The sequence below is a fragment of the Mycobacteriales bacterium genome (genome assembly GCA_035504215.1).
In the GTDB taxonomy this organism is placed as follows: Bacteria; Actinomycetota; Actinomycetes; order JAFAQI01; family JAFAQI01; genus DATAUK01.
On record DATJSI010000077.1, the window covers coordinates 1 to 23,303 of the forward strand.

The 23,303-nt window shown below is 69.7% G+C and carries 21 protein-coding genes; 10 read left to right on the forward strand and 11 right to left on the reverse strand.

Annotated features, from left to right (window positions below; all coding sequences use genetic code 11):
* On the forward strand, positions 1–868 hold an 868-nt coding region (locus VME70_09355), incomplete at its 5' end, for an ABC transporter ATP-binding protein (GenBank protein HTW20402.1).
* Positions 865–1,716 (forward strand): ABC transporter permease subunit, encoded by an 852-nt coding sequence (locus tag VME70_09360; GenBank protein HTW20403.1) that lies wholly within the window; start codon positions 865–867, stop codon positions 1,714–1,716. The genes VME70_09355 and VME70_09360, both read left to right, overlap by 4 nt.
* 2 nt (positions 1,717–1,718) lie before the next feature.
* On the opposite strand, the gene VME70_09365 is transcribed toward VME70_09360, so the two are convergent.
* Positions 1,719–2,213 carry a glutathione peroxidase gene (locus VME70_09365; protein ID HTW20404.1) on the reverse strand — a complete coding sequence of 165 codons (495 nt, stop codon included), beginning with the start codon at positions 2,211–2,213 and terminating at the stop codon, positions 1,719–1,721.
* A gap of 217 nt (positions 2,214–2,430) precedes the next feature.
* On the opposite strand from VME70_09365, the gene VME70_09370 reads away from it, so the two are divergent.
* Together VME70_09370 and VME70_09375 are read left to right on the forward strand one after the other, a co-directional pair.
* On the forward strand, positions 2,431–3,867 hold the full coding sequence (locus VME70_09370; GenBank protein HTW20405.1) for an RNB domain-containing ribonuclease: 1,437 nt from the start codon (positions 2,431–2,433) through the stop codon (positions 3,865–3,867).
* 70 nt (positions 3,868–3,937) lie between these two features.
* On the forward strand, positions 3,938–6,247 hold the full coding sequence (locus tag VME70_09375; GenBank protein ID HTW20406.1) for a LamG domain-containing protein: 2,310 nt from the start codon (positions 3,938–3,940) through the stop codon (positions 6,245–6,247).
* A 466-nt stretch (positions 6,248–6,713) separates the two neighbouring features.
* On the opposite strand, the gene guaA is transcribed toward VME70_09375, so the two are convergent.
* Positions 6,714–8,291: a glutamine-hydrolyzing GMP synthase gene (guaA, locus tag VME70_09380; protein ID HTW20407.1), complete on the reverse strand. Its 1,578-nt coding sequence runs from the start codon at positions 8,289–8,291 to the stop codon at positions 6,714–6,716.
* A 14-nt stretch (positions 8,292–8,305) separates the two neighbouring features.
* Between guaA and VME70_09385 the strand changes: the two genes are divergently transcribed.
* Positions 8,306–9,418, forward strand: a complete 1,113-nt coding sequence (locus VME70_09385; protein ID HTW20408.1) for a sulfotransferase — start codon at positions 8,306–8,308, stop codon at positions 9,416–9,418.
* A 609-nt stretch (positions 9,419–10,027) separates the two neighbouring features.
* Here VME70_09385 and VME70_09390 read toward each other — a convergent pair.
* Positions 10,028–10,342 carry a hypothetical protein gene (locus tag VME70_09390; GenBank protein HTW20409.1) on the reverse strand — a complete coding sequence of 105 codons (315 nt, stop codon included), beginning with the start codon at positions 10,340–10,342 and terminating at the stop codon, positions 10,028–10,030.
* 253 nt (positions 10,343–10,595) lie between these two features.
* Positions 10,596–12,278: a GMC family oxidoreductase gene (locus tag VME70_09395; protein HTW20410.1), complete on the reverse strand. Its 1,683-nt coding sequence runs from the start codon at positions 12,276–12,278 to the stop codon at positions 10,596–10,598.
* A gap of 88 nt (positions 12,279–12,366) precedes the next feature.
* Between VME70_09395 and VME70_09400 the strand changes: the two genes are divergently transcribed.
* Positions 12,367–13,320, forward strand: coding sequence for a hypothetical protein (locus VME70_09400; protein ID HTW20411.1), 954 nt, complete (start codon positions 12,367–12,369; stop codon positions 13,318–13,320).
* Positions 13,317–13,910, forward strand: coding sequence for a DUF5134 domain-containing protein (locus VME70_09405; GenBank protein ID HTW20412.1), 594 nt, complete (start codon positions 13,317–13,319; stop codon positions 13,908–13,910). Before VME70_09400 ends, VME70_09405 begins: the two co-directional genes overlap by 4 nt.
* A 6-nt stretch (positions 13,911–13,916) precedes the next feature.
* Here VME70_09405 and VME70_09410 read toward each other — a convergent pair whose 3' ends face one another.
* Together VME70_09410 and VME70_09415 are read right to left on the reverse strand one after the other, a co-directional pair.
* A complete protein-coding gene (locus VME70_09410) occupies positions 13,917–14,708 on the reverse strand; it encodes an XdhC/CoxI family protein (GenBank protein HTW20413.1) in 792 nt (263 codons plus the stop codon).
* 3 nt (positions 14,709–14,711) lie between these two features.
* The gene (locus VME70_09415) at positions 14,712–15,026 is read right to left on the reverse strand and encodes an XdhC family protein (protein HTW20414.1); all 315 of its coding nucleotides are present in this window, start codon (positions 15,024–15,026) and stop codon (positions 14,712–14,714) included.
* A gap of 204 nt (positions 15,027–15,230) precedes the next feature.
* On the opposite strand from VME70_09415, the gene VME70_09420 reads away from it, so the two are divergent.
* Together VME70_09420 and VME70_09425 are read left to right on the forward strand one after the other, a co-directional pair.
* Positions 15,231–16,103, forward strand: a complete 873-nt coding sequence (locus VME70_09420) for an XdhC family protein (protein ID HTW20415.1) — start codon at positions 15,231–15,233, stop codon at positions 16,101–16,103.
* A gap of 272 nt (positions 16,104–16,375) precedes the next feature.
* Positions 16,376–17,206, forward strand: a complete 831-nt coding sequence (locus VME70_09425; GenBank protein ID HTW20416.1) for a DUF559 domain-containing protein — start codon at positions 16,376–16,378, stop codon at positions 17,204–17,206.
* A gap of 72 nt (positions 17,207–17,278) precedes the next feature.
* Here the strand turns inward: VME70_09425 and VME70_09430 are convergent, their stop codons facing one another.
* Entirely contained in the window at positions 17,279–18,412 is a 1,134-nt protein-coding gene (locus tag VME70_09430; GenBank protein HTW20417.1) for a GuaB3 family IMP dehydrogenase-related protein, read from the reverse strand.
* On the reverse strand, positions 18,412–19,902 hold the full coding sequence (gene guaB, locus VME70_09435; GenBank protein ID HTW20418.1) for an IMP dehydrogenase: 1,491 nt from the start codon (positions 19,900–19,902) through the stop codon (positions 18,412–18,414). Before guaB ends, VME70_09430 begins: the two co-directional genes overlap by 1 nt.
* Before the next feature lie 73 nt (positions 19,903–19,975).
* Here guaB and VME70_09440 point away from each other — a divergent pair, with 73 nt between their 5' ends.
* Positions 19,976–20,353: a DUF5319 domain-containing protein gene (locus VME70_09440; protein HTW20419.1), complete on the forward strand. Its 378-nt coding sequence runs from the start codon at positions 19,976–19,978 to the stop codon at positions 20,351–20,353.
* Between the two features lie 4 nt (positions 20,354–20,357).
* Here VME70_09440 and VME70_09445 read toward each other — a convergent pair whose 3' ends face one another.
* From VME70_09445 to groEL, 3 genes are all read right to left on the reverse strand, one after another.
* Positions 20,358–20,975, reverse strand: a complete 618-nt coding sequence (locus VME70_09445) for a response regulator transcription factor (GenBank protein HTW20420.1) — start codon at positions 20,973–20,975, stop codon at positions 20,358–20,360.
* A gap of 79 nt (positions 20,976–21,054) precedes the next feature.
* Entirely contained in the window at positions 21,055–21,984 is a 930-nt protein-coding gene (locus VME70_09450) for a hypothetical protein (protein ID HTW20421.1), read from the reverse strand.
* An 81-nt stretch (positions 21,985–22,065) separates the two neighbouring features.
* Positions 22,066–23,303, reverse strand: a 1,238-nt coding sequence (gene groEL / locus VME70_09455; GenBank protein HTW20422.1) for a chaperonin GroEL, incomplete at its 5' end; no start/stop codon positions are given.

The window sequence follows — 23,303 nt, forward strand, 5'->3', positions numbered from 1 at the left end:
GGTCGACTCGGGTACGCCGGTCGTGCACGCGGCCGGCCTCACCAAGTCCTACAAACGCGCAGTCGCGCTGCGCGGCGTCGACATCGACGTCGCAGCCGGCGAGGTGGTTGGGCTGCTCGGCCCGAACGGCGCCGGGAAGTCGACACTGACCAAGGTGCTGTGCGGACTCGTCCGCGCGGACGGCGGTGTCGCGACGATCAGCGGCGCACCGGCGGGATCCAGCGCCGCTCGCTCGAAGATCGGCTACCTCGCCGAGCTGTTTCGCTTCCCTGGCTGGGCGAACGCGCGGGAGGTGCTCACCACGCACCAGCAGCTGGCCGGACACGCACCGGCCGACGGCTGGTCAGCCGAGCGCTCCCGGCTGCTCTCCGAGGTCGGGTTGACCCATACCGCGGACACCCGGGTCGAGGCGATGAGCAAGGGCATGCAGCAACGGCTGGGGCTGGCCCAGGCGATGGTCGGCGACCCCGCCGTACTCCTGCTCGACGAACCGACGTCGGCACTCGACCCGGCCGGTCGGCACACCGTTCGCGAAGTGCTCGCGCGGGCCCGAGACCGAGGCACGGCGGTACTGCTCAACACGCACCTGCTCGGAGAGGTCGAGCTGCTTGCCGACCGCGTCGTCCTGATCGATGCGGGAAAGGTCGTCGCTGCGGGCACCATCGCCGAGCTGACCGGGCAGCACGGTGTCACCGTCGAGACCGACCGTGGCCGGGTCGAGCAACCGAACGTCGCGCACGAACAGATCCCCGATCTGGTGGCGCGCCTGGTTGCCGAGGGACGCAAGGTCTACGCCGTGATCCCTCACCAGTCGAGCCTTGAGCAGCTCTACCTCGACCTGGTCGGCGACCGGGAGAGCCAGCGATGAGGCGCGATGTCTGGGTCATCGCGCGGCTGGCCCTGCAGGAGGCGGTACGCCGGCGGGTGCTCGCCGTCGTCGCGGTGCTGACCGTTGGATGCGGCGCGCTCTACCTGGTCGGCTGCATCACGTTGCGACACCATCTCGAGCACCTGCCGCAGTTCCAGAAGGGCGGCCAGCTCGAGCCGTTGGTGCCGGCCACGCTGCTCGGGCTCGCGTCCTTCGCGACGCTGTTCCTCGGCAGCGTGCTCGCGGTCTTCCTCGCGGCCAGTGCGGTGAAGGGCGACGCGGATCGTGGCCTGGTCCAGCCACTCGTGGTCCGCCCGGTCGGCCGCCCGACCTACCTCGCCGGCCGCGCCGTCGCCGCGATGGCAGTGTCCGGCGGCTTCGTCCTGGTGGTCTCGGTGGTCGCGACGGTCGTGACCAGGCTGTTGTTCAGCAGCCTTCCGCCCCACGCGTGGGCAGTCATCCCGCCGCTCGTGGTCGCCGTACTGGTCGTGACGATGCTCACCCTGCTGGTCTCGTCCCTGCTCTCGACCGTCGCAACCGGGATCAGCGTGCTGATGGCCTACGGCGCCGGCCTGATCGCCGGCCTGCTCGGAGAGCTCGCGCGGGCGTTCTCGGCGCACACGCTCGCGGTGATCGCGAACACCGTGTCGTACCTGTTGCCTTTCGAAGCGCTCTACCGCGACGCGCTCGCGCGAGTGTCGCCGTCGGGCGCCATCGGCCAGCTGGTCCAGCTCGGGCCGCTCGGCGGTGCGCACTCCGGCGGCGTGCGGCTCTGGCTGTTCACGGTCGGGTACCTGTGCGTGTGCTCCGGGCTGACGGTATGGGTGTTCTCCCGCAGCGATCTCTGAGCTCAGGCCTGCTGCTCGAGCGCGGCTTCGATCGCGTTCGTCACCATCGGGTCGTCGGGGGTGACCTTCGACCGGAACCGCTCGATCGGTTCACCATGGCGGTCGATGAGGAACTTCTCGAAGTTCCACTTGACCGCGCCGGCGTTGCCGTTCGGGTCGGCGGCCTTCGTGAGCTCGGTGAACAGCGGGTGCTGCCCGCGGCCCTTCACCTTCAGCTTGGAGAACATCGGGAACGTGACGCCGTACGTCGCACTGCAGAACGCCGCGATGTTCTCGTCGGAGCCGGGTTCCTGGAACAGGAACTGATTGCACGGAAAACCGAGGACGGAGAAACCGCGATCGGCGTACTCCTCGTGCAGCTTCTCCAGCGCGGTGTACTGCGGGGTGAACCCGCAGCGCGACGCGACGTTGACCGCGAGCAGCACCTCGCCGGTGTGCTCGGCCAGTGTGGTCGACCGGCCGTCGATCGTGGTCACCGGAATGTCGTAGACGGACACGAGGCACGCTCCTGGCTGACGGATCGGGGCTCCATCGTGACATTCGCGTTCCCCAGCCCATGCCGGCGGATCCGCAACGCGCCACGATCGAGACCCTGTACGTTTCAGCACACAACGCTGGGTGCGCGCGGGCAGTTCGCGCCCTCGGCGACGCGATTGCCCGAATCGCGGCGAGCGTTGTGTGCCGAAACAGCGGACGCGGAGGTCGAGCAGCTCGATGCCACCACGTCCGACGTTCATCCGCGGCGCCGATCTCGCCGCTCCGTTACGCGCCCTGCGCGCCGAGCTCAAGGTCCCGGACGGCTTCGCGCCCGAGGTGCTCGCCGCGGCCGACGCCGCCCGTGACGCGTGGTCTCATGCCGATCGCCTGGACGCAACCGACCTCCCGCTGGTGACGCTCGACCCGGCCGGTTCGCAGGACCTCGACCAGGCGTTCGCGATCGCGCCGCTCGGCGCCGGCTACCGGTTCCACTACGCGATCGCCAACGTCGCCGCGTTCGTGCCGCCGGACGGCCCGCTCGCAGCAACCGCGCGTGACCGTGGCGAAACGCTGTACCTGCCCGACGGCCGGGCACCGGTCTACCCGCTGTCGCTTTCGGAAGGCGCGGCCAGCCTGCTCCCCGACGGCGAGCGTCCGGCCGTGCTCTGGCGGCTCGATCTCGACGCGACCGGCGAGCCGACCGAGATCGACGTAAGGCGGGCGGTCGTGCGCAGCCGAGCGCAGCTGAACTACGACACGTTCGGAGACGCCGACCCGTCGCTGGTCGAGGGGCTACGCCGGGTCGGCGAACTGCGGCTGGAGCGGGAACGCGAGCGCGGCGGCGTGTCCTTGAACGTCCCTGAGCAACTGGTCGTCCGCGACGGTGACGGCTGGTCGCTGGAGTACCGCGAGACGGCTCCGGCCGAGGGCTGGAACGCCCAGCTGTCCTTGCTGGTCGGGATGGCGGCGGCGCGCCTCATGGTGCACGCGAAGGTCGGTCTGCTGCGCACGATGCCGGCGCCGTGGCACCGGAGGGTCGAGGCACTGCATCGAAGCGCGGTCGCGCTCGGTGTCGCGCGGCCGCCGGGCACGGCGTACGCAGAGATCATCCGCAGCCTCGACCCCGCCCGTCCGAACGAGGCGGCGATGCTTCGCCTGGCCGCGTCGCTGTTCCGAGGAGCTGGATACGTCGCGTTCGACGGCACCTTGCCCGGCCAGATCCGGCACGCTGCGGTGGCGGCGCCGTACGCCCACGCCACCGCGCCGCTTCGCCGGCTCGGTGACCGGTTCGTCTCCGAGCTCTGCCTCGCGATCTCAGCAAAGCGGCCGGTGCCGGAGTGGGCGCGGCAGGGCCTGCCGGCGTTGCCCCACCTGATGGCAGTGGCCGACCAGCGCGCGCACGCCGTCGACCACGCGGTGATCGACCTCGCGGAGACCGTCCTCCTGCAGGACCGCGTCGGCGAGGTGTTCGATGCAGTCGTCGTCGAGGCCGAGGACGATCACGGCGAGATTCAGGTCATCAACCCGCCGGTCAAGACGAAGATCGCCGGCACCGACCTCCCGCTCGGTCACGAGATCCGCGCCCGACTCGAGCACGCCGACGTGACGACGAGGAAGCTGACCTTCTCTATCGAGGTGGGGAGTCACCCGGACGGCCGAGTTTTTAGATTGTGATCAAGAGCGGCGCCGTTTGTGCGTAGTCTTCATCGATCTGCGTCCAGGTTTTAAAGGGGAAGGGCTCTTCATGCGCACTCCTTGGAGACGGTGGCTGGTCGTTCTCGCCGCAGCGGTCACTCTGACCTCAGGAATCACAGCGCCCTTCGTCGTTCGGGCTGCCGCCGCGGCACCGAACCAGTCGCTGAGCGGAACGGCGTCATCGATGTACCAGACGAACGGCACCGTAGACTCACTCGCGGTCTCCAACGGGGTCCTCTATGCCGGTGGGACGTTCTCCGCTGTGCGGCCGCCGGGTGCAGCAAACGGCACCAGCCAGACCACGCGTACCGACCTCGCCGCGTTCTCGACCGCGACCGGAACGCCGACGTCTTTCGACCCGACCCTCAACGGCACGGTCTACAGCGTGGCCATCTCCCCGGACGGCTCCAAGCTCTACGTCGGCGGATCGTTCACCACGGTCAACGGGCAAACCCGCAACCGGTTCGCGGCGTTTGACCTCGCGACCGGCGCGCTCGACCCGACGTGGGTGCCTTCCGCCAACGGCATTGGCCACTCAATTGCGGTATACGGCTCTACCGTCTACCTCGGGGGCACCTTCGGCAAGATCAACAACATCGCGCATAAGGACCTGGCTGCGGTGGACGCAACCACCGGAGTATTACTCAGCGGGTTCACCGCGACGGCAGACGGCGAGGTGGCGTCGATGGCGCTGCCCGCGGACGGCAGCCGGCTGCTTGTCGCCGGGGATTTCAACACCCTTGCCGGGCAGTCTGAGCACGCTATCGGCTCGCTAGACCCGACAACCGGGGCGCCCGAGACCTGGCTGTCGAACACGATTCTTCCGAACACCCCGACCTGCAACTCCGACGGCACCGATGTGTACATCAACGGCACAGTCGCATACGTCGCCGGTGAAGGCGCACAACCCGGCTGCTATGACGGCGACTTCGCAGCCAACGTGTCGGACGGCTCGCTGGTCTGGAACAGCCCGTGCGAGGGCGCGACCCAAGCCCTGATGATGGTTGACGGAGTGCTCTACAAGGGCTCGCACATGCACGACTGCTCGTACAACGAGGGCGGTGCGGGCGGCGGGTTCACAGGCGCGCTGGCGCGGTCGTTCTTCGTCGTCTACCGGCTGATCGCCCAGAACCCTGCCGACGGAACCTTCGAGCACTGGAGCCCAAATACCAACGGCTCGAACGGAACCAACCTCGGCCCGCTCGCAATGGCCACCGACGGCACCCAGCTCTTCGTGGGCGGAGACTTCACGTCGGTGAACAACAAGGCACAGGAGGGACTAGCGAGATTCGCTCCGGGTACGTCCGCACCGCCGACCAAGCCGGCCGTGGCTCCCCTCGTCTACCCCTCCGGCCCAGACCAGCTCGCCATCTCCGTTCCCGCGGTGACCGACTCCGACAACGGCGTCCTGACCTACACCCTCTACCGCGGTAGCACGGTTGTCGGCACGGCCACTGCCGAGTCGTGGCCGTGGGCCCAGCCGACGGTGAGATTTCTCGACTCCGGCCTCAAAAGCGGTACGTCGTACACATATACATACAAGGCATCAGACGGCACGACCACCACCGCGGCCTCACCAAAGTCGACCGCCGTCACCGCGCTGGCCACAGTGCCGACTTACCAGTCCGAGGTCAGCTCGCTCGCGCCATCGCTCAACTGGCACCTCGACGACACTGGGACACAGGCGACGGACTCATCGGGCAACGGTGAGGTGGGAGACTTCGAGGGCGGCGTTACCACCGGCGTTCCCGGCGCACTCTCCGGGGATGCAGCGATCGGCCTCGATGGCATTACTGGGTACGTGGTATCGGACCAGCCGCAGCCGGCGAGCACCGACTTCACTGAGTCGGCCTGGTTCAACTCGACGACGTTGACGGGCGGCGCGATCCTCGGTACCTCGTCGACGCCGACCGGCAACGGCGGCACAAACGACGACACCGTCTGGATGGATAACGACGGCCAGATCGTGTTTGCGATGGATACGCCTCCGGTGACCTTCGGCGGGTTCCCTGGGTTCACCAACACCACTATCCGGTCGCCACACACCTACAACGACGGCCACTGGCACCAGGTGGTCGCGACCTACGACGGCTCGACGATGTCGCTGTACGTCGACGGGGCACTGGTGGCGAGCTCGGCGGCCACCGCGACCAACCCATTCGAGGGCTACCTGCTCGGCGGATACAACAACATCGGTAGTTTCGCCCATGTCTTCGGCTTTGGCGCCTCGCCGGGCGGCCCGACCTCGCCGAACAGCTACCACTTCCAGGGCTCACTCGACGAGGTATCGACGTACCCGACCGCGCTCACTGCGGCCCAGGTCGCATCGCTGTGGGGAAGCGGCGCGGAAGCGCCGTAAACTTCGAAAGGACGAACTCCAACTCGGTCGCGGCGAAACTACGACCGGACGCTGGCAAGTAGATCCGCCGCATCCGGTTGGCGGACCGCACTCAATTCGGCGCGAGCGCCTCGCAATGGGTCATGATTCCCAACGAGAAGCTACGAATCTTAGGTTCGGCGGCTGGGCCCATCGCAAACCCATACCGGACGCGTGCCCGCGCGGCATGACAGGCCCCAAGAGGAGACTGGACGACCGACCCGTTCGCAAGGTTCTCGCACGAATGTAGGCGGGCGGCGCCCGCCTGTCGCCGCCGATATCAGCTCAGTGCCGTTCAAACATGCTATGCACAAACCGACTACGGCGACCAGAATTAACGCCCGCGTGGCGACATGCATCATTGATTCTGCAGGGATGGTTCGGCGTTATATCAGCGACACTGCCGTCACACCCACGTCCGTCGCCCACCCCGGGTGTCACCGAGCCGTTACTCCCACTCGATGGTGCCTGGGGGTTTGCTGGTCACGTCCAACACGACGCGGTTGATCTCGCGGACCTCGTTGGTGATGCGGGTGGAGATCCGTGCGAGGACGTCGTACGGCAGCCGGGTCCAGTCCGCGGTCATCGCGTCCTCGCTCGAAACGGGTCGCAACACGGCCGGATGTCCGTAGGTGCGTTCGTCACCCTGTACGCCGACCGAGCGCACGTCGGCGAGGAGCACGACCGGGCACTGCCAGATCTCGCGGTCGAGACCGGCCGCGGAGAGTTCCTCGCGCGCGATCGCATCGGCCTCGCGCAGCACCTCGAGCCGGTCGCGGCTGACCGCGCCGACGATCCGGATCCCGAGCCCGGGACCGGGAAACGGCTGGCGCCAAACGATTTCCGGCGGCAGGCCGAGCTCCTCACCGACCCGGCGTACCTCGTCCTTGAACAGCGTGCGCAACGGCTCGACGAGGTCGAACTGGAGGTCGTCCGGCAGCCCGCCGACGTTGTGATGGCTCTTGATGTTGGCAGTGCCCGTGCCACCGCCGGACTCGACGACATCGGGATAGAGCGTGCCCTGCACGAGGAAGTCCACGGTCTCCCCCGCCGCCTCGGACTCCGCAACGACTTCGCGTGCAGCCTGCTCGAAGACCCGGATGAACTCGCGGCCGATGATCTTGCGCTTCTGCTCGGGATCGCTCACACCGTCGAGTGCGTCGAGGAAGCGATCAGCGGCGTCGACGACCTTCAGGCGTACGCCGGTCGATGCGACGAAGTCGCGCTCCACCTGTTCCGGCTCGCCCTTCCGAAGCAGGCCATGGTCGACGAACACACAGGTGAGTCGCTCGCCGATGGCCCGCTGCACGAGCGCTGCTGCAACCGCCGAGTCGACGCCGCCGGACAGCCCGCAGATCGCGCGCTTGTCGCCGACCTGCGCGCGGATCCGCTCGATCTGCTCCTCGACGATGTTGACCATCGTCCAAGTCGGCCGGCAGCCGGCGACGTCGTACAGGAAGCGTTCGAGCACCTGCTGGCCGTGCGCGGTGTGCAGGACCTCCGGGTGGAACTGCACACCGGCGAGGCCACGGGCGAGATCCTCGAAGCCCGCGACCGGGGAACCCGCTGACGACGCGATGGTCGTGAACCCCGGCGGCGCGGCGAACACCGCATCACCATGCGACATCCAGACCTGCTGGGCGGCCGGCAAGCCGCCGAGGACCGTGCCCCCGTCGCCGGAGACGGTCAGCTCCGTGGCGCCGAACTCGGACAGGCCGGTACGCCGGACCTCGCCGCCGAGCGCGAGCGCCATGGCCTGGAAGCCGTAGCAGATCCCGAAGGTGGGCACACCGGCCTGGAAGATTGCGGCGTCGACCTGCGGTGCGCCCTCGGCGTACACCGAGGACGGGCCACCGGACAGGATGATCGCCTTCGGACGGCGGGCGAGCAGGTCCGCGACCGGCATGGACGAGGGGACGATCTCGCTGAAGACCCGGCACTCGCGGACCCGGCGGGCGATCAGCTGCGCGTACTGCGCCCCGAAGTCGACCACGAGAACAGAGTCGAAGCCTTCGGCGGCGCTCATCGACTCAGCCTAATGTGGCCTTCGGCGACCGCGCCGGGAACACGTCGAGCGAACAGCCGGAGGACGAGATGGCGAGCGGGCCGATCATCGTCGTCGGCGCCAACGGCACCGGGAGCACTCTGCTGCGCCTCATGCTCGACAGCCACGAGCGGATCGCGATTCCCGGCGAGACCGGGTTCCTGCGCCTCGCCGCGATGCACCGGTGGGTGCCGTACTGGTCGCTCGGGGGTAGCTGGAGTGCGAGCCTCGGCCTTACTGACGAGGCGCGCGACGCCGCCCTCGCCGGCTTCTACGGCGGCCTGTTGTCGGCGTACGCGCAGTCGCGCGGCAAGCCGCGGTGGGGAGAGAAGACACCGTTCCACGTCTGGCACCTGCAGCTGGCCCGACGGATGTTTCCCGACTGCCAGGTGGTCGGGATCGTGCGGCACCCGGGTGCGGTCGTCTCGTCGCAGCGGCGGCGGTTCCGGCGTACCTACTCGCACGCAACCCGCGGCTGGCTGCGCTCGACTGCACGGCTGGTGCACGAGGCGATGGCGCTCGGCGACCAATGCGTGTTGCTGCGCTACGAGGATCTGGTGTCGACGCCGGAGCCGGCGGCGCGCGCTCTTCTCGAGTGGCTCGGTGAGGACTGGTCCGAGGCGGTTCTCGACCACCACGAGATCCAGGCGTCGAACGTCGCGGAGGGCTTCACCGACGCGGGCCGCGCGATCGATGCGGCTGCGGTCACCGAGTGGGAGGCGCACCTGCGGGGTGACGAGCGGCGGCAGGTCCTGGCGCCGACATCGACGCTGGCGTCGTTCCTCGGCTACGACGTCGACCGCACGCTTCCGCTCGGCGAGTTCGGCGACGGGCTGCTCGTCACCGGCACCGCGCTCCGAGCCCGCTACGACGCGAGAGCTGTCACGATCAAGCGGCCACGAGCCGGGTACGCCGACCGGCCGCTGCGACCGCCGGTGCCGCGGGCCCGGCGTACCGCGGTCGACCTCGACGACGTGACGATCCGGGCGCTCCTGCAGCACCGCATGGCCCGGCTGGCGCACCGGTTGCCCAGCGGCCCGAGGGCGCGGCTCAACGCCTGGCGCCGCCGCTCCGCGCTGCTCGACCGACTGGCCGGCCCCCGCCGCTAGGCGTCCTCTCCTGCACGTTTCAGCACACAACCGCCCCGAAACGCGCCCGACAACTGCCCTCGTGCGCCGGCTGCCCGATTTACGCCGAGCGTTGTGTGCTGAAACGTTCATGACCGACGGTGATCCACCGCCACGGCTTCGCACCGCGCCGTCCACACCCTTCGTCGTCGCCGCGCCGATCGCGCAAACGAACGCCACCGTGGCTCGATGTTCGCGAGCGAGGTTTTCACGCGTCGAGATGCGCTGTGCCAGGGAGTGAGCAGTCGCACGCTCACCGAGCTGGTTCGATCCGGCACGATCACGCGGATCGGTCACGGGGTCTACCGAGCTGGAAGCGGTGATCCGCTCCCCGACCCGAGAGGGATCAGCCGGTCGATGCGTGCCGCAGTCAGCCACGCGTCGGCCGCCACGTGGCTCGGCGCGAGCGTGTGCACGCCTCCGACCAGCCTTCATGTCACCGCCCCTCGAGATCGCGGGCGCCGCGCCGACTGCGCTCCCGGCGTGCGCCTGCATCGGGCTTCGCTGCCTGCGGCAGACGTGCTGGTGGTCCGAGGGGCGTTTGTCACCACGCCATTGCGGACGGTGCTCGACGTCGCCCGCTCGCTTCCGCTAGCCGAAGCCGTAGCGATCGGCGACAGCATGTGCCGGCTGGGTTTGCTGACGCCTGACGACTTCAAGCGCGCGGCCTGGGCGCTGGCGGTCGGACCCGGCCGGCCGGCTGCGATCCGGGTCGCCGACCTCATCTGTCCACTCGCCGAGTCGATCCTGGAGTCGCTCGCCCGCGTTGGCGTCGTCCTCGCCGGGCTGCCGCTGCCTACGCCGCAATACAACGTCTTCGGCGCCGACGGCCAGTGGATCGGCCGGGTCGATTTTGCCTGGGAGGCCGCACGGATCGCCCTTGAATGTGACGGCTTCGAGTTCCACGGCGACCGCGGCGCCTTCGAGCGTGATCGCCGCCGTTGGAACGCCCTCACTCGAGCCGGCTGGCGGGTGGTCGTGGTCACCTGGCGGGACGTGTGCTCGACGACCCGGCGTACATCGCCGACCACATCGCGGCCCTGCTCGCGGCCTAGCGCGTTCGTTTCAGCACACAACCGCCCCGAAACGCGCCCGACAGTTGACCGCGTGCGCCGGCTGCCCGATTTACGCCGAGCGTTGTGTGCTGAAACGTGCGGGGTCAGCCGACGCTGTGCGGGAGGCGGAGAGCCGCGGGCGCGTCCTGCGGTACGGCGGGATGCGCCGGCGTCACCGGCGCCACCGCGGCGTACGCCGATCCCAGCGCCGGTCGCGGATCGGCCTCGCCCTTGTTCGGCCAGAACGCCATCGCCCGCTCCGCCTGCGCGGTGATCGTGAGCGACGGGTTCACGCCGAGGTTCGCCGTCACTGCGGCGCCGTCCATGACGGACAGCCCGTCGTACCCGAACAGCCGCTGCCAGGGATCCACGACCCCGTCGTCGATGCCGGTGCCGATCGGGGCGCCACCGATGATGTGCGCGGTCATCGGGATGTTCGCGAGGTCGCCGGCCGCGCCACCCGGGATCCCGTTGATCCGCTCCGCCAACCGCCGAGCGACCTCGTTGCCGGCCGGGATCCAGCGCGGGTTCGGCTCGCCCTCGCCGTGGGTCGACACGAGCCGGTCACCCCAACGCCCGCGCCGTCGCGACACCGTCAGTGAGTTGTCCAGCGACTGCATGACGAGCACGATGATCGTCTGCTCGGACCAGTGCCGCAGCCACATCAGCTTGGCGAAGTCGCGCGGGCTGCGGGCGATCTCCCGCAGCGCCTTGCGCCAGCGCGGCGCGTCATCGCCCCCGTCGGTGAGCACCGACTGCAGCAGGCCCATGGCGTTCGAGCCCTTGCCGTAGCGCACCGGCTCGACATGCGTCCGCGAGTCCGGGTGGAACGACGACGTAATGGCGACACCGGTCGAGTAGTCGGCATCCGGATCGCGGCTGCGCGCGCCGAGGATGGACTCGGAGTTCGTGCGGGTCAGTTCGCCGAGCCGTGCCGACAGCTTCGGCAGCACCCCCTGGTCGCGCATGCGGTGCAACAGCAGCTGGGTCCCGAGCGCACCGGCCGCGAACACCACCTGGTCGGCGGTGAAGGTCTGGCGTTCCCGCTTGCGCACCGTGTGACGGGCGTCCACGGCGTAGCCACCGGCCGGCAGCGGCCGCACGGCGTACGCCGTGGTCTCGGGCACGATCCGCGCGCCGAGACCCTCGGCCAAGTAGAGGTAGTTGAGATCGAGCCGGTTCTTCGCGTTGAACCGGCAGCCGATCATGCAGTTGCCGCACTCGATGCACCCCGTGCGCTGCGGCCCCGCACCGCCGAAGAACGGGTCCTCCACGGTCTTGCCCGGCTCACCGAAGAAGACGCCGACCGGGGTACGCCGGAACGTGTCGCCGACCCCCATCTCCTCGGCCACCGCGCGCATCTCGACATCGGCCGGAGTGTCGGTCGGGTTGTCGACCACACCCAGCATCCGCGCGGCCTGGTCGTAGTACGGGGCGAGCTCCGCCTTCCAGTCGGTGATGTGGGCCCACTGCCGATCGGCGAAGAAGTCGTCCAGCGGCGTGTAGAGCGTGTTGGCGTACACCAGCGATCCGCCACCGACACCGGCGCCGGACAGGCAGACGACGTCGGTCAGCGGCGTGATCTTCTGGATCCCCATCCAGCCGAAGGCCGGCGCCCAGAAGAAGTCCTTCACGTGCCAGCTCGTCTTGGGCAGCGTGTCGTTGCTGAACCGCCGTCCGGCCTCGAGCACGCCGACCCGGTAGCCCTTCTCGGCGGCGCGCAGCGCGGCGACGCTGCCACCGAAGCCACTGCCGATGACGACGACGTCGAAGTCCTTGTCCGCCATGAGCGCAGGCTACCCAGCCAAGATCGAATCCGGGCCGCGGCCGCTTCGGCCTTCCCCAACCTCGCTACCGGCTGCAAAGATCGACGCCATGAGTACGGCGGCGGTGCCGTGGCAGCGCTCCGCATCGGCGACGCTCCGGGTCGCAGATCCTCGCCGTGCCCTGCAGCTCGCGCTGGCCGCGCTGTGGCTGGTCGACGGCATCCTGCAGTTCCAGCCGTACATGTTCACGCCGGCGTTCGGCCGTGACGTCCTCGCACCCTCCGCGGCGGGAAACCCATCATTCGTCGCGGCTCCGATCACGCGGGTCGCCGACTTCGTCACCCGCCATCCGGCTCCGACCAACGCGGCCTTCGCGGCAACCCAGATCCTGCTGGCACTCGGTATCGCCTGGCGACCCCTACTGCGCCCGGCTCTGGCCGCATCGATCGTGTGGGCGCTCGGCGTGTGGTGGCTGGGAGAAGGACTCGGCGGGATCCTGACCGGCGGAGCCGGGCCGTTGCTCGGAGGCCCGGGCGCCGCCCTGCTCTACGCCGTACTTGCCGTACTGGTGTGGCCCACCGGACCCGAGGAAGTACGTCGCTCGGTCGCCGTCGACCGCCTCGGCTCTCGCGGAGCCGCCGGGCTCTGGCTCGCCCTGTGGCTCGCCCTCGCCGGGTTCGCCGTCGACGCCACGAGCCGGTCCGCCGCCGGGCTGCGCAACGCCATCTCCGGAATGTCCGGTGGCCGACCGGCCTGGCTGGCTGCGATCGGCAACGATGCGGCGAGCGTCTGCGGGCATCACAGCACCACGGTCTGCGTGTTCGTCGGTGCACTGCTCGCACTGATCGCCCTCGCCGTTGTCGGCCCGCCGCCCGCGCTCCGGCTGGCGGTCGCCTGCGCGCTCATCACCGCCGCGGCGATCTGGCTGTTCGCCGAGGCGCTGGGCGGGTTGGCGGGCGGTCAGAGCACAGATCCCAACAGCGGGCCGTTGCTCGCGCTCATCGCGCTCGCGTACTGGCCGGGAACCACGGCCGCCCGGCGAACCGCGGCAGGTCCGACATGATTCCGAGCTGGATCAGCGATCCCCTCGCCGCCGTCATGATCGCGGTCGCGGCGTACTGCGCCGGCCGGATCCTCGTGGCGCGCGCGCGACACCGCCGAACCGACTACGCAGCCGACGCGGTGCACGCCGCAATGGGCGTCGCGATGGCCGGGATGCTGACCGCACGGCTCACCACCACGACCCCGTGGATCATCGTCTTCGTCGTGGCGACCGGGTGGTTCGGGGTCCGTGCCGTCGAAGGCCGGATGGGTATGCGACCGGCGCCCTTGCGGTCCGGTGCCCACGCTCGTCATATCGCGACCGCCGGCGCGATGGTCTACATGCTCGCGGCTCCGGCCCCTGCCTCGGCCAGCCCGACTCACACGTCCGCCTCGATGTCGATGACCAGCTCGGCGGCTTCCGGCGTGCGACTCCCGACAATCGGTCTGGCGCTGATCGCCTTCCTCGTCATCTCGACGATCGTCCTGGTCGACCGGCTCTCGTCACAAACGAAGCCCGACGACCCGGACCTGCTTGCCCCGCACACCGTCATGTGCTGTCAGATCGCAATGAACATCACGATGGGCTACCTGCTTCTCACGATGCTCTGAGCACCTCTATCCGCGGCGGTGGATCGGCCCTTCGGTCGCGCCAAGCGGCCGGACGTCGTTCATCCCGTTGCGCAGCGCGATGATCTCCGCGCACACCGACACCGCGGTCTCCTCAGGGGTCCGGGCCCCGATGTCCAGACCGATCGGCGCGTGCAGCCGCCGAAGGCTCGCGTCGTCGACGCCGGCCTCCTTCAGCCGGAGCAGGCGCTCGGCATGGGTACGCCGGCTGCCCATCGCGCCGATATAGCCGGCCGCGGTCTCGAGTCCCGCAACGATCGCGGGTACGTCGAACTTGATGTCGTGCGTGAGCACGCAGATCGCATCCCGCCGGGTGAGGTTGGGGCCGATCCGCTCGAGCAGACGGTTGGGCCAGTCGACCACGATCTCGTCGGCGGTCGGGAACCTCGCTCGCGTCGCGAACACCGGCCGCGCATCGCAGACAATCACGCGGAAGCCGAGGATCTTCGCCACCCGGACCAACGCAGCGGTGAAGTCGACCGCGCCGAAGATCACCATCTGGGGTGGCGGGACGAAGGACTCGATGAAGACCGCGACCTCGTCCTGTCGAGCCTCGCCGTGCGGACCGTACCGGCGTACCCGGCTCAGGCCGGCGGCGAGCTCGCCGCTCGCATCGCGGGCAACGACCCGGTCGAGGTCGGGATCGCCGAGCGAGCCTTCCGGTGGAACGTCGGGTGACACCAGCAACTTCGCGCCGGCGTTCGGTCCTTCGATCACGGTCGCGAGCGCAACCGGTCGTTCCGACCGCGTCGCCGAGGCGAGGTCTTCGTAGAGCGACACGGACTACCAGTCGAGCGGCTCGACGAAGATGTGAATCGTGCCGCCGCACGTGAGGCCTACCGCGAACGCGTCGTCGTCGGAGTAGCCGAAGGTGTGCATCCGACGCTCTCCGGTCGAAAGTGACTCCAGTGCAGCCTCGACCACCGCACCCTCCACGCATCCACCGGAGACCGAGCCGGCGATCACGCCGTCCTCGGTGACCGCCATCGCGGCACCCGGCTCGCGCGGGCCTGATCCCTCGATGTCGACCACCCGCGCGATCGCGACCCGCTTGCCCTGGCTGCGCCAGCGGTCCAGGTCGTCCAGCAACTCACGCATCTGCCGCTCCTCCGAAGGATGGCGAACATCCAAAGGGTAGCCCGGTGATCTTCGCCGTACCCCGGGTCGCGATCCGCCGGCAGCGCAAGGGGAATGGCCTGCTCCGAACGGTCGTTGACAGCGGTTGGAGCGTGGGGTGCGATTTGTGGCAGGAACCGGCAGACCCGGCCACCGAGTGAGCAGGAGCGCACCGTGGCACACCGCATGGCGGTCCGCATGACCGAGCTGGCTGAACGCCGGGTGCCCTTCGTGCACGCAACCGTTGTCCGGGCCGAGAACCCGACCTCCGCGCGCCCGGGCGACGACGCGATCATCCTCGCCGACGGCACGATGGAAGGCTTCGTAGGCGGCCAGTGTGCCGAGGAGTCGGTGCGCACGGCGGCGCTGAACTCGCTCGAGCGCGGTGAGGCGATCCTGTTGCGGGTGCTGCCCGGTGGCGAGGAGTCGTTCCCGGAGGCGCCAGGCGCGTACGTCACAGTGAACCCGTGCCTGTCCGGCGGCGCATTGGAGATCTTCTTGGAGCCTCAGTTCCCGCCCGATGTCCTTTCGATCGTCGGTACGACGCCGATCGCCGAGGCGGTCGCGGAGCTGGCCGTTCCGCTCGGCTTCATGGTGGCGCGCACCGATCCCGACCAGTCACCGCAGGGCGCGGTTGCCACGGTCATCTGCAGCCTCGGGCACGACGAGGAGAAGGCCGTCCGTGCCGCACTCGACGCCCAGGTCGGGCTGATCGCCATCGTCGCTAGTCGTCGCCGTGGCGATGCCCTGCTCGAGGCGATGGGCCTGGCCGACGACGAACGTGCGCGGATCAAGACGCCGGCCGGGATCGACATCGGGGCGCACACCCCGTCGGAGATCGCGTTGTCGATCCTCGCCCAGGTGATCCAGGCCATCCGCGTCGACGGGCTCACGGCACACACACCCGAGATGCCCGCGCTGAACAAGCAGGCGATCGACCCGATGTGCGGCATGACCGTGGTCGTACGCTCCGACACCCCGCACCTGCAGGTCGAGGGCGTCGACTACTGGTTCTGCAACCCCGGCTGCCGCGACCGGTACGCCGAGCAATCCGCCTGACCGTGTTCAGCTCGCGCCGTCGACGCCGGCTCCAGCTGATCTTCGCGCTCGTGACCGCGCACACGGTGGGTCGTAGCGACACGCCGTAGCGAGTGGCGTCGAAGGCGAAGATCAGCAGGCGCTGTGGATGACGCCCGGGCTCGGGTACGCCGGTCGCGCACGCTGTCCGGATGCATGCAGCTCCTCCTCCGGGCGATCACGGCCGACTCGGCCCGGGCTGCGTCGGCTGCCTGGGACCGACGCGCCTGCGAGCGGCACCCGGCGCTGCCGGCGTGAGTCGTCGCGAGCTTCAGCGCCTGCTCGCCGAGGGCGTACTCGAGCGGGTGAACCGAGGCGTGGTGGTCGGGTCCTGTGTGCGTCGAATCGCAAGGAACGATCGGGTAGCCGCGCACCGGCTTGCACTCCACGCGCTGCTGCTCTGCTTCGACGACTGCGTCGCGAGCCACGAGTCGGCAGCAGTGCTGTTCGGGCTGCCGCTCCTCGGCCTGCCGCAATACGTCGTTGCGACCCGGGCTCGGGGCGCATGGCGCGGAGGGCCGAACGCGAGGGTCAGGATCGCGCCGCTGCCCCCACACCACGTGGTCCGCACGGAAGCCGATACCCGGATGACATCGATGGCAAGGACCTTCGTCGACGTCGCCCGAACATCGGCGTTTCGCGCCGCGGTTGTCCTGGGCGATGGTGTGCTTCGCACCGGGCTGCGCACCGATGGTCTGGAGGAGACGCTCGGCGAGTGCTCGAGCTGGGCAGACGTCGGGAAGGCACGGAACGCGCTCCGGTTCCTCGATTCTCGGGCAGAGTCGCCGTTGGAGTCGGCCTCCCGCGCTGTCATGCACGAGCGAAAGCTGCCCGCGCCAGAGCTTCAGGTGGCGATCGACACCGGACCGGCAAGCTACCGGGTGGACTTCTTCTGGCGCCGCCACGGCCTGATCGGCGAGGCCGACGGGATGGCCAAGTACGACGACATCGCCACCGTCCGCGCCGAGAAGCTCAGGCAGGAGCGGCTCGAGCAACTCGGGCTGCGGGTGGTGCGCTGGACGTGGCGGGAGATGCTGGCCGACACCGACACGACGATCGCTCGCCTGCGGGCGGCCCTTCGCTGATCTTCGCGCTCGTGACCGCGCACCCGGCGGGTCGTAGCGACACGCCGTGGCGAGTGGCGTCGAAGGCGAAGATCAGCGGTCGGGGCGGACGACGAGCTCGACCCGCTGGAACTCCTTGAGGTCGCTGTAGCCGGCCTTCGCGATCGCCCGACGCAACGCGCCGAACAGGTTCAGTACGCCGTCCGGGTTGGTTGCGGCGCCGTTCAACACGTCCGCCAGCGAGCCCACCGGCCAGTCCTCGCTCGGTCCCGAGTAACGCCCACGCGGCAGGTTCGGGTGCGAGGCCGATGCGTGCCACCAGGCGCCGCGCGCCGGCACGTCCGAGGACATCGCGAGCATCTCGCCGAGCATCACGGCGTCCGCGCCGCAGGCGAGCGCCTTCGCGATATCGCCGCTGGTCTGCATGCCGCCGGCCGCGATCACGTGCACGTAGCGGCCGCCGGTCTCGTCGAGATAGTCGCGGCGCGCGCTCGCCGCGTCGACGATCGCGGTCGCCATCGGCACTTCGATGCCCAACACCGACCCGGTCGTCGACCAGTCGTCCGCAGCCGTCCCGACAATCACGCCCGCTGCGCCCGTCCGCATCAGGTGCAACGCGGTCTGGTAGTTGATGCAGCCACCGACGATGACTGGTACGTCGAGGTCGGCGATGAACGTCTTGAGGTTCAACGGCGGCTGCGCGGCAGACGCCGACACATGTTCGGCGGAGACGATCGTGCCCTGGATGACGAGCAGATCGACGCCGGCCGAAAGGATCGCCGGTGCATAGCGCAGCGTGTGCTGCGGCGAGACCCGCACCGCGGTCACGGCACCGGTGTCGCGGATCTCCTTGATCCGGCGTCCGATCAACTCGTCCTGCACCGGCTCGGCGTAGATCCGCTGGAGCTCGGTCGTGGCCGCCAGCGGGTCGAGACCGGCCAGCTCGACGAACAGCGGCGTCGGGTCGTCGTACCGGGTCCACAAGCCTTCCGCGTCGAGCACGCCGAGCCCACCGGCCCGGCCGACCTCACCGACCGACGCGGGCGACATCGTCGCGTCCGAGGGCTGCGCCACGAGCGGAAGGTCGAAGCGGTACGCATCGATCTGCCAGGTCAGTGACACGACGTTGGCATCGCGCGTGCGGCGCGACGGAACGATCGCGACGTCAGCCAGCGAGAAGCCCCGCCGGGCGGACCGGCCGAGACCGATCTCGACGCTGTCGGACATCATCGGGCGGTGTAGTTCGGCGCCTCGGTCGTCAAGGTGATGTCGTGCGGGTGGCTCTCCTTCAGACCCGCCGCCGTGATTCGCATCAGTTGCGCCTGCTGGAGCTCGGCGATGGTGCGCGCGCCGACGAAGCCCATGCCGGCCTGTAAGCCACCGACCAGTTGATGTGCGACCGCCGCGAGCGGACCGCGGTAGGGCACCTGGCCCTCGATGCCCTGCGGCACGAGCTTCTCGTCGGAGAGCACGTCATCCTGGAAGTAGCGGTCCTTGGAGAACGACCGCGCCTGGCCGCGGGACTGCATCGCGCCGAGCGAGCCCATCCCCCGGTAGGACTTGAACTGCTTGCCGTTGACGAACAGCAGCTCGCCGGGTGACTCCTCGCAGCCCGCGAGCAGAGAGCCCAACATGACCGTGTCCGCGCCGGCGGCGATCGCCTTGGCGATGTCGCCCGAGTAGGTCATCCCGCCGTCCGCGATGACCGGGACGCCGGCCGGTTGCGCGGCGCTCGCGACGTCGTAGATCGCGGTGATCTGCGGTACGCCGACCCCGGCCACCACCCTCGTCGTACAGATCGAGCCCGGGCCGACGCCGGCCTTGACCGCGTCGACACCCGCGTCGATCAGGGCTTGCGCACCGGCTGCGGTCGCCACGTTGCCGCCGATCACGTCGACGGCGACGGACGCCTTGAGCCGCGCGACGGTCTCGAGCACCGCGCGCGAGTGTCCGTGGGCGGTGTCGACGATGAGGAAGTCCACGCCGCCCTCAACGAGCGCCATCGCGCGCTTGAACCCGTCCTCGCCCACGCCGACCGCGGCACCGACGACGAGCCGGCCGGCTGCGTCCTTGGTCGCCCGGGGATACTCCTCGCTCTTGGCGAAGTCCTTGACCGTGATCAGCCCGCGCAGCCGGTTGGCCGAGTCGACGATCGGCAGCTTCTCGACCTTGTGCCGGCGGAGCAGGGCGAGCGCGTCGTCGTGGCCGACGCCGAGCGGCGCGGTCATCAGCGGCATCGGCGTCATCACGTCGCGCACCAGCCGGGACGTGTCCCGCTCGAAGCGGATGTCACGGTTGGTGACGATGCCGAGCAGCACCCCGTCCTGGTCCGTGACGGGCACGCCGGAGATGCGATAGCGCCCCATCAGCGCGTTGGCTGCGGCGATGGTGTCGTCCGGCGAGCACGTAACCGGCGAGGTCACCATGCCGGCCTCGGAGCGCTTGACGATGTCGACCTGGATGACCTGGTCCTCGACCGACAGGTTGCGATGCAGGACGCCGACGCCACCCTGGCGCGCCATCGCGATGGCCATCCGGGCCTCGGTCACCGTGTCCATCGGGCTGGACAGCAACGGTGTGTTGAGCGTGAGCGACCGGGACAGCCGCGTGGTGGTGTCCGCCTCGCTCGGCAACAGGTCGGATGCCGCAGGGAGCAGGAGTACGTCGTCGAAGGTCAGCCCCAGCGGGGCGAACTTGGCCGGCAGCGTCGGGTCCATGACCACCAGTTTCTTCCCCAGGCGCGGACGAGACTGTTCAGTCTAGTGCGGGTCCCTGCACTAGCGTTGGTCCGTGCGAGACGACGTGCCGCGGGACCCGTTCGAGGGCGATCCCTCCGATCCCGCCGCCGCCCTGGGCGACGAGGAGCCGGACGAGCCGTTGACCGACCAGGAACGCCAGGACCTGCTCGAGGACATGCAGGATCTCGATGCGTTCCAGGCGGTGCTCGAGCCGCGCGGCGTCCGTGGCCTGGTCGTGGACTGCGAGGACTGCCGCGAGCCGCACTACTTCGCGTGGGAGCTGCTGCGGGCCAACCTTCGCAGCCTGCTCGACCTCGGCTCGCCGCACGTGCACGAGCCGGCATACAGCCCGGACCCGGCGGACTATGTCAGCTGGGACTACGCACGAGGGTTCGTCGACGGCGTACTCACCGCGGACGAGGACGACTGAGCGGTCAGTTCACCAGGCCGTGCCGGAAGCCGGCCGCAACCGCGTGGGCGCGGTCGCCGACCTCGAGCTTGCGGAACAACCGCCGCGCGTGCGTCTTGATCGTGTCCTCGGACAGGTAGAGCTCCCGACCGATCTCGGCGTTGCTCTTGCCGCCCGCCATGCCCTTCAGGACCTGCCGCTCGCGTTCGGTGAGCACCGGCGCATCGGCGTCGAACTCGCGCGCCAGGTGGGCGACCGGCGTATCCGGCGACAGCGCCGTCACGGTCAACACGTTGGCGAGCGTCGCGCACAGCTCCTCGCGGGAGACGTCCTTGTGCAGGAACCCGCGAGCACCGCCGGCGATCGCAGCGGCGGCCGCCTCGCGGTCGGAAGCCAGCGTCAGCATCACGACGTTGGCCTCGGGGTGGTCGCGGACCAGCCGGCGGGTCGCCTCGACACCCCCCAAACCGGGCATTTGGACGTCCATCAGCACCAGATCGTGACGATCCTCGGGCCAGCGCGCGAGCACTTCCTCGCCACTCGCCACGGCATCGACCCGGTCGACGCCCGGCAACGACTCGACGGCGCGGCGCAGCCCTTCACGCACCGCGCGCAGGTCATCGCAGATCAGCACGCTGGTCACAACGGAGTACATCGGCAGGAACCCCGATCGACTTCACCGCGAATGGGGAGTTCCCGCAGAACGGGCGATTCGCCGCCGATCAGCCCTCGAGCAACGCGCTGACGTTCGGCCGGGCGAGCCACTCGTCGCGCAGGTCGGCGGACAGGTCGCCGGCGATCGAGAGTACGGCGGAGCGAGCGGTCGCGAGCGCCCGGGCGCCCGCCGCCGGGTCGTCGTCCGACACCAGCGCGCCGACCAGCGCGCTGGCCTGCCAGACCAGGGGCAACGCCGACAGGCCCTCGGCGAGCCCGGCCGCGCGGCGCAGCGTGGAGAGCGCGTCGGCCGAGCCGGACTGCAGCTCCGCAACGCCCTGGAAGAGCAAGCCCTTGGCGACGTGTCGCGGCGCGCGAGCGGCCTCGGCGCCCGCGACCGCCTCGGCGGCAGCGGCGGTGGCGTCGGCCGGCGCCTCGGCCAGCAGGGCGATCTCTGCGCGGGCCCAGCCCAGCCGCACGCGCTGCCGCCACCAGTCGCCGCCGTGACCCTCCACGATCGACTCGGCCTCGACGAACCGCGTGCGGGCCTCATCGAGGTCACCGACGCCGACCGCATCGGCGGCGAGTCCGAGCAGGCAGTCGAACCGAGCCTCCTCGGAGCCGTCGGTGAGCGCGAGCCCGCGGATGTCGAGTTCGCGAGCCGCGGCGTGGCGGCCCAGGCCCCGGTGCACGCTCGCGGCGGTCGCCGCGGCCAGGGAGCCGAACAACCGCAGCTCGGCGACCTGCTCGTCGGCCGCGCTGCCTTCACCCGCCTCGATCAGCGGGATGAGCACGGTGAGGGCCGCGCCGTAACGCCCCGAGGCCGAAAGGGCGACACCGAGCAGCCAGGCCGCGGCGGCGACTTCGGCGCGGCGGCCGTCGCGTTGGGCGACACCGACCGCGCGTTCGAGGTCGGTGACGGCCGAGCCTGGCGGCCCATGGAAGGTCGCGCGTTCGCCGGCGGCGAGCAGCGACGCGAGATCCGGTTCGGCCTCCACCCGCCGAAGGCTAGCGACCAGCGCGGGCGGGGCCCACGACCGGACGCGTGTCGGTACGCCGAAGCGGCCTGCGAAACGGGATCAGTGGACGTGGCCGCCGGGGCCGTGCGAGTGCCCGTGCCCGCCGCCACCGGCCGCAGCGGCCGGCTCCTCGGGCTTACCGACGACCAGCGTCTCGGTCGTGAGCAGCATGCCGGCGATGCTTGCCGCGTTGCGGACCGCGGAACGGGTGACCTTGACCGGGTCGATGACCCCGGCCGCGATCAGGTCGCCGTACTCCCCGGTCGCCGCGTTGAGACCGTGGCCGGCCGGCATCTCGCGCACCTTCGAGACGGCGACGTAGCCCTCCACGCCGGCGTTCTGCGCAATCCAGCGCAGGGGCTCGGCGAGGGCGCTACGAACGACCTTGACCCCGATCGCCTCCTCACCGGTGAGCCCGAGGTCGCCGTCGAGGGTCGCCTCGGCTGCGATGAGTGCGGTGCCGCCACCGGCGACGATGCCCTCCTCGATCGCCGCGCGGGTCGCCGAGATCGCGTCCTCGAGCCGGTGCTTCTTCTCCTTCAGCTCGACCTCGGTGTGCGCCCCGACGCGAATGACGCCGACGCCACCGGAGAGCTTCGCCAGCCGCTCCTGCAGCTTCTCGCGGTCCCAGTCGGAGTCGGTGTCGTCGATCTCTCGGCGGATCTGGCGGATCCGGTCCTCGATCTCCTGCGCCTTGCCCGCCCCGTCGACGATCGTCGTTGTGTCCTTCGTGACCGTGACCCGCCGGGCCCGGCCGAGCACCTCGAGGCCGACCGCGTCCAGCTTGAGGCCGACCTCTTCCGAGACGACCTGCGCGCCGGTCAGGATCGCCAGGTCGGCGAGCGTCGCCTTGCGCCGGTCGCCGAAGCCGGGCGCCTTCACAGCGACCGCGGAGAACGTGCCGCGGATCTTGTTGACCACGATGGTCGAGAGCGCTTCACCCTCGACGTCCTCGGCGACGATGAGCAGCGGCTTGGCGGACTGCACGACCTTCTCGAGCAAGGGCAGCAGGTCGCTGACGGAGCTGATCTTGAGCTGGTGGAGCAGGATGTAGGCGTCGTCCAGGACGGCCTCCATCCGCTCGGCGTCGGTGATCATGTACGGCGAGATGTAGCCCTTGTCGAACTGCATCCCCTCGGTGAACTCGAGCTCGAGGCCCATCGTCTGAGCCTCTTCGACGGTGATCACGCCGTCCTTGCCGACCTTGGCGAATGCCTCGGCGATCAGCTCGCCGATCGCGGGGTCCTGGGCCGAGATCGCGGCCACGCTGGCCACCTCGGACTGGTCATTGACGTCGC

What these genes read in the sequence shown, in the direction of transcription:
- VME70_09360 (HTW20403.1), top strand. Translation starts at nt 865, where the DNA reads ATGAGGCGCGATGTCTGGGTCATCGCGCGGCTGGCCCTGCAGGAGGCG.
- VME70_09370 (HTW20405.1), top strand. Translation starts at nt 2,431, where the DNA reads ATGCCACCACGTCCGACGTTCATCCGCGGCGCCGATCTCGCCGCTCCG.
- VME70_09395 (HTW20410.1), bottom strand. Translation starts at nt 12,278, where the DNA reads ATGGCGGACAAGGACTTCGACGTCGTCGTCATCGGCAGTGGCTTCGGT.
- VME70_09405 (HTW20412.1), top strand. Translation starts at nt 13,317, where the DNA reads ATGATTCCGAGCTGGATCAGCGATCCCCTCGCCGCCGTCATGATCGCG.
- guaB (HTW20418.1), bottom strand. Translation starts at nt 19,902, where the DNA reads ATGGACCCGACGCTGCCGGCCAAGTTCGCCCCGCTGGGGCTGACCTTC.
- VME70_09400 (HTW20411.1), top strand. Translation starts at nt 12,367, where the DNA reads ATGAGTACGGCGGCGGTGCCGTGGCAGCGCTCCGCATCGGCGACGCTC.
- VME70_09375 (HTW20406.1), top strand. Translation starts at nt 3,938, where the DNA reads ATGCGCACTCCTTGGAGACGGTGGCTGGTCGTTCTCGCCGCAGCGGTC.
- VME70_09430 (HTW20417.1), bottom strand. Translation starts at nt 18,412, where the DNA reads ATGTCCGACAGCGTCGAGATCGGTCTCGGCCGGTCCGCCCGGCGGGGC.
- VME70_09420 (HTW20415.1), top strand. Translation starts at nt 15,231, where the DNA reads ATGGCGGTCCGCATGACCGAGCTGGCTGAACGCCGGGTGCCCTTCGTG.
- VME70_09415 (HTW20414.1), bottom strand. Translation starts at nt 15,026, where the DNA reads ATGCGTGAGTTGCTGGACGACCTGGACCGCTGGCGCAGCCAGGGCAAG.
- guaA (HTW20407.1), bottom strand. Translation starts at nt 8,291, where the DNA reads ATGAGCGCCGCCGAAGGCTTCGACTCTGTTCTCGTGGTCGACTTCGGG.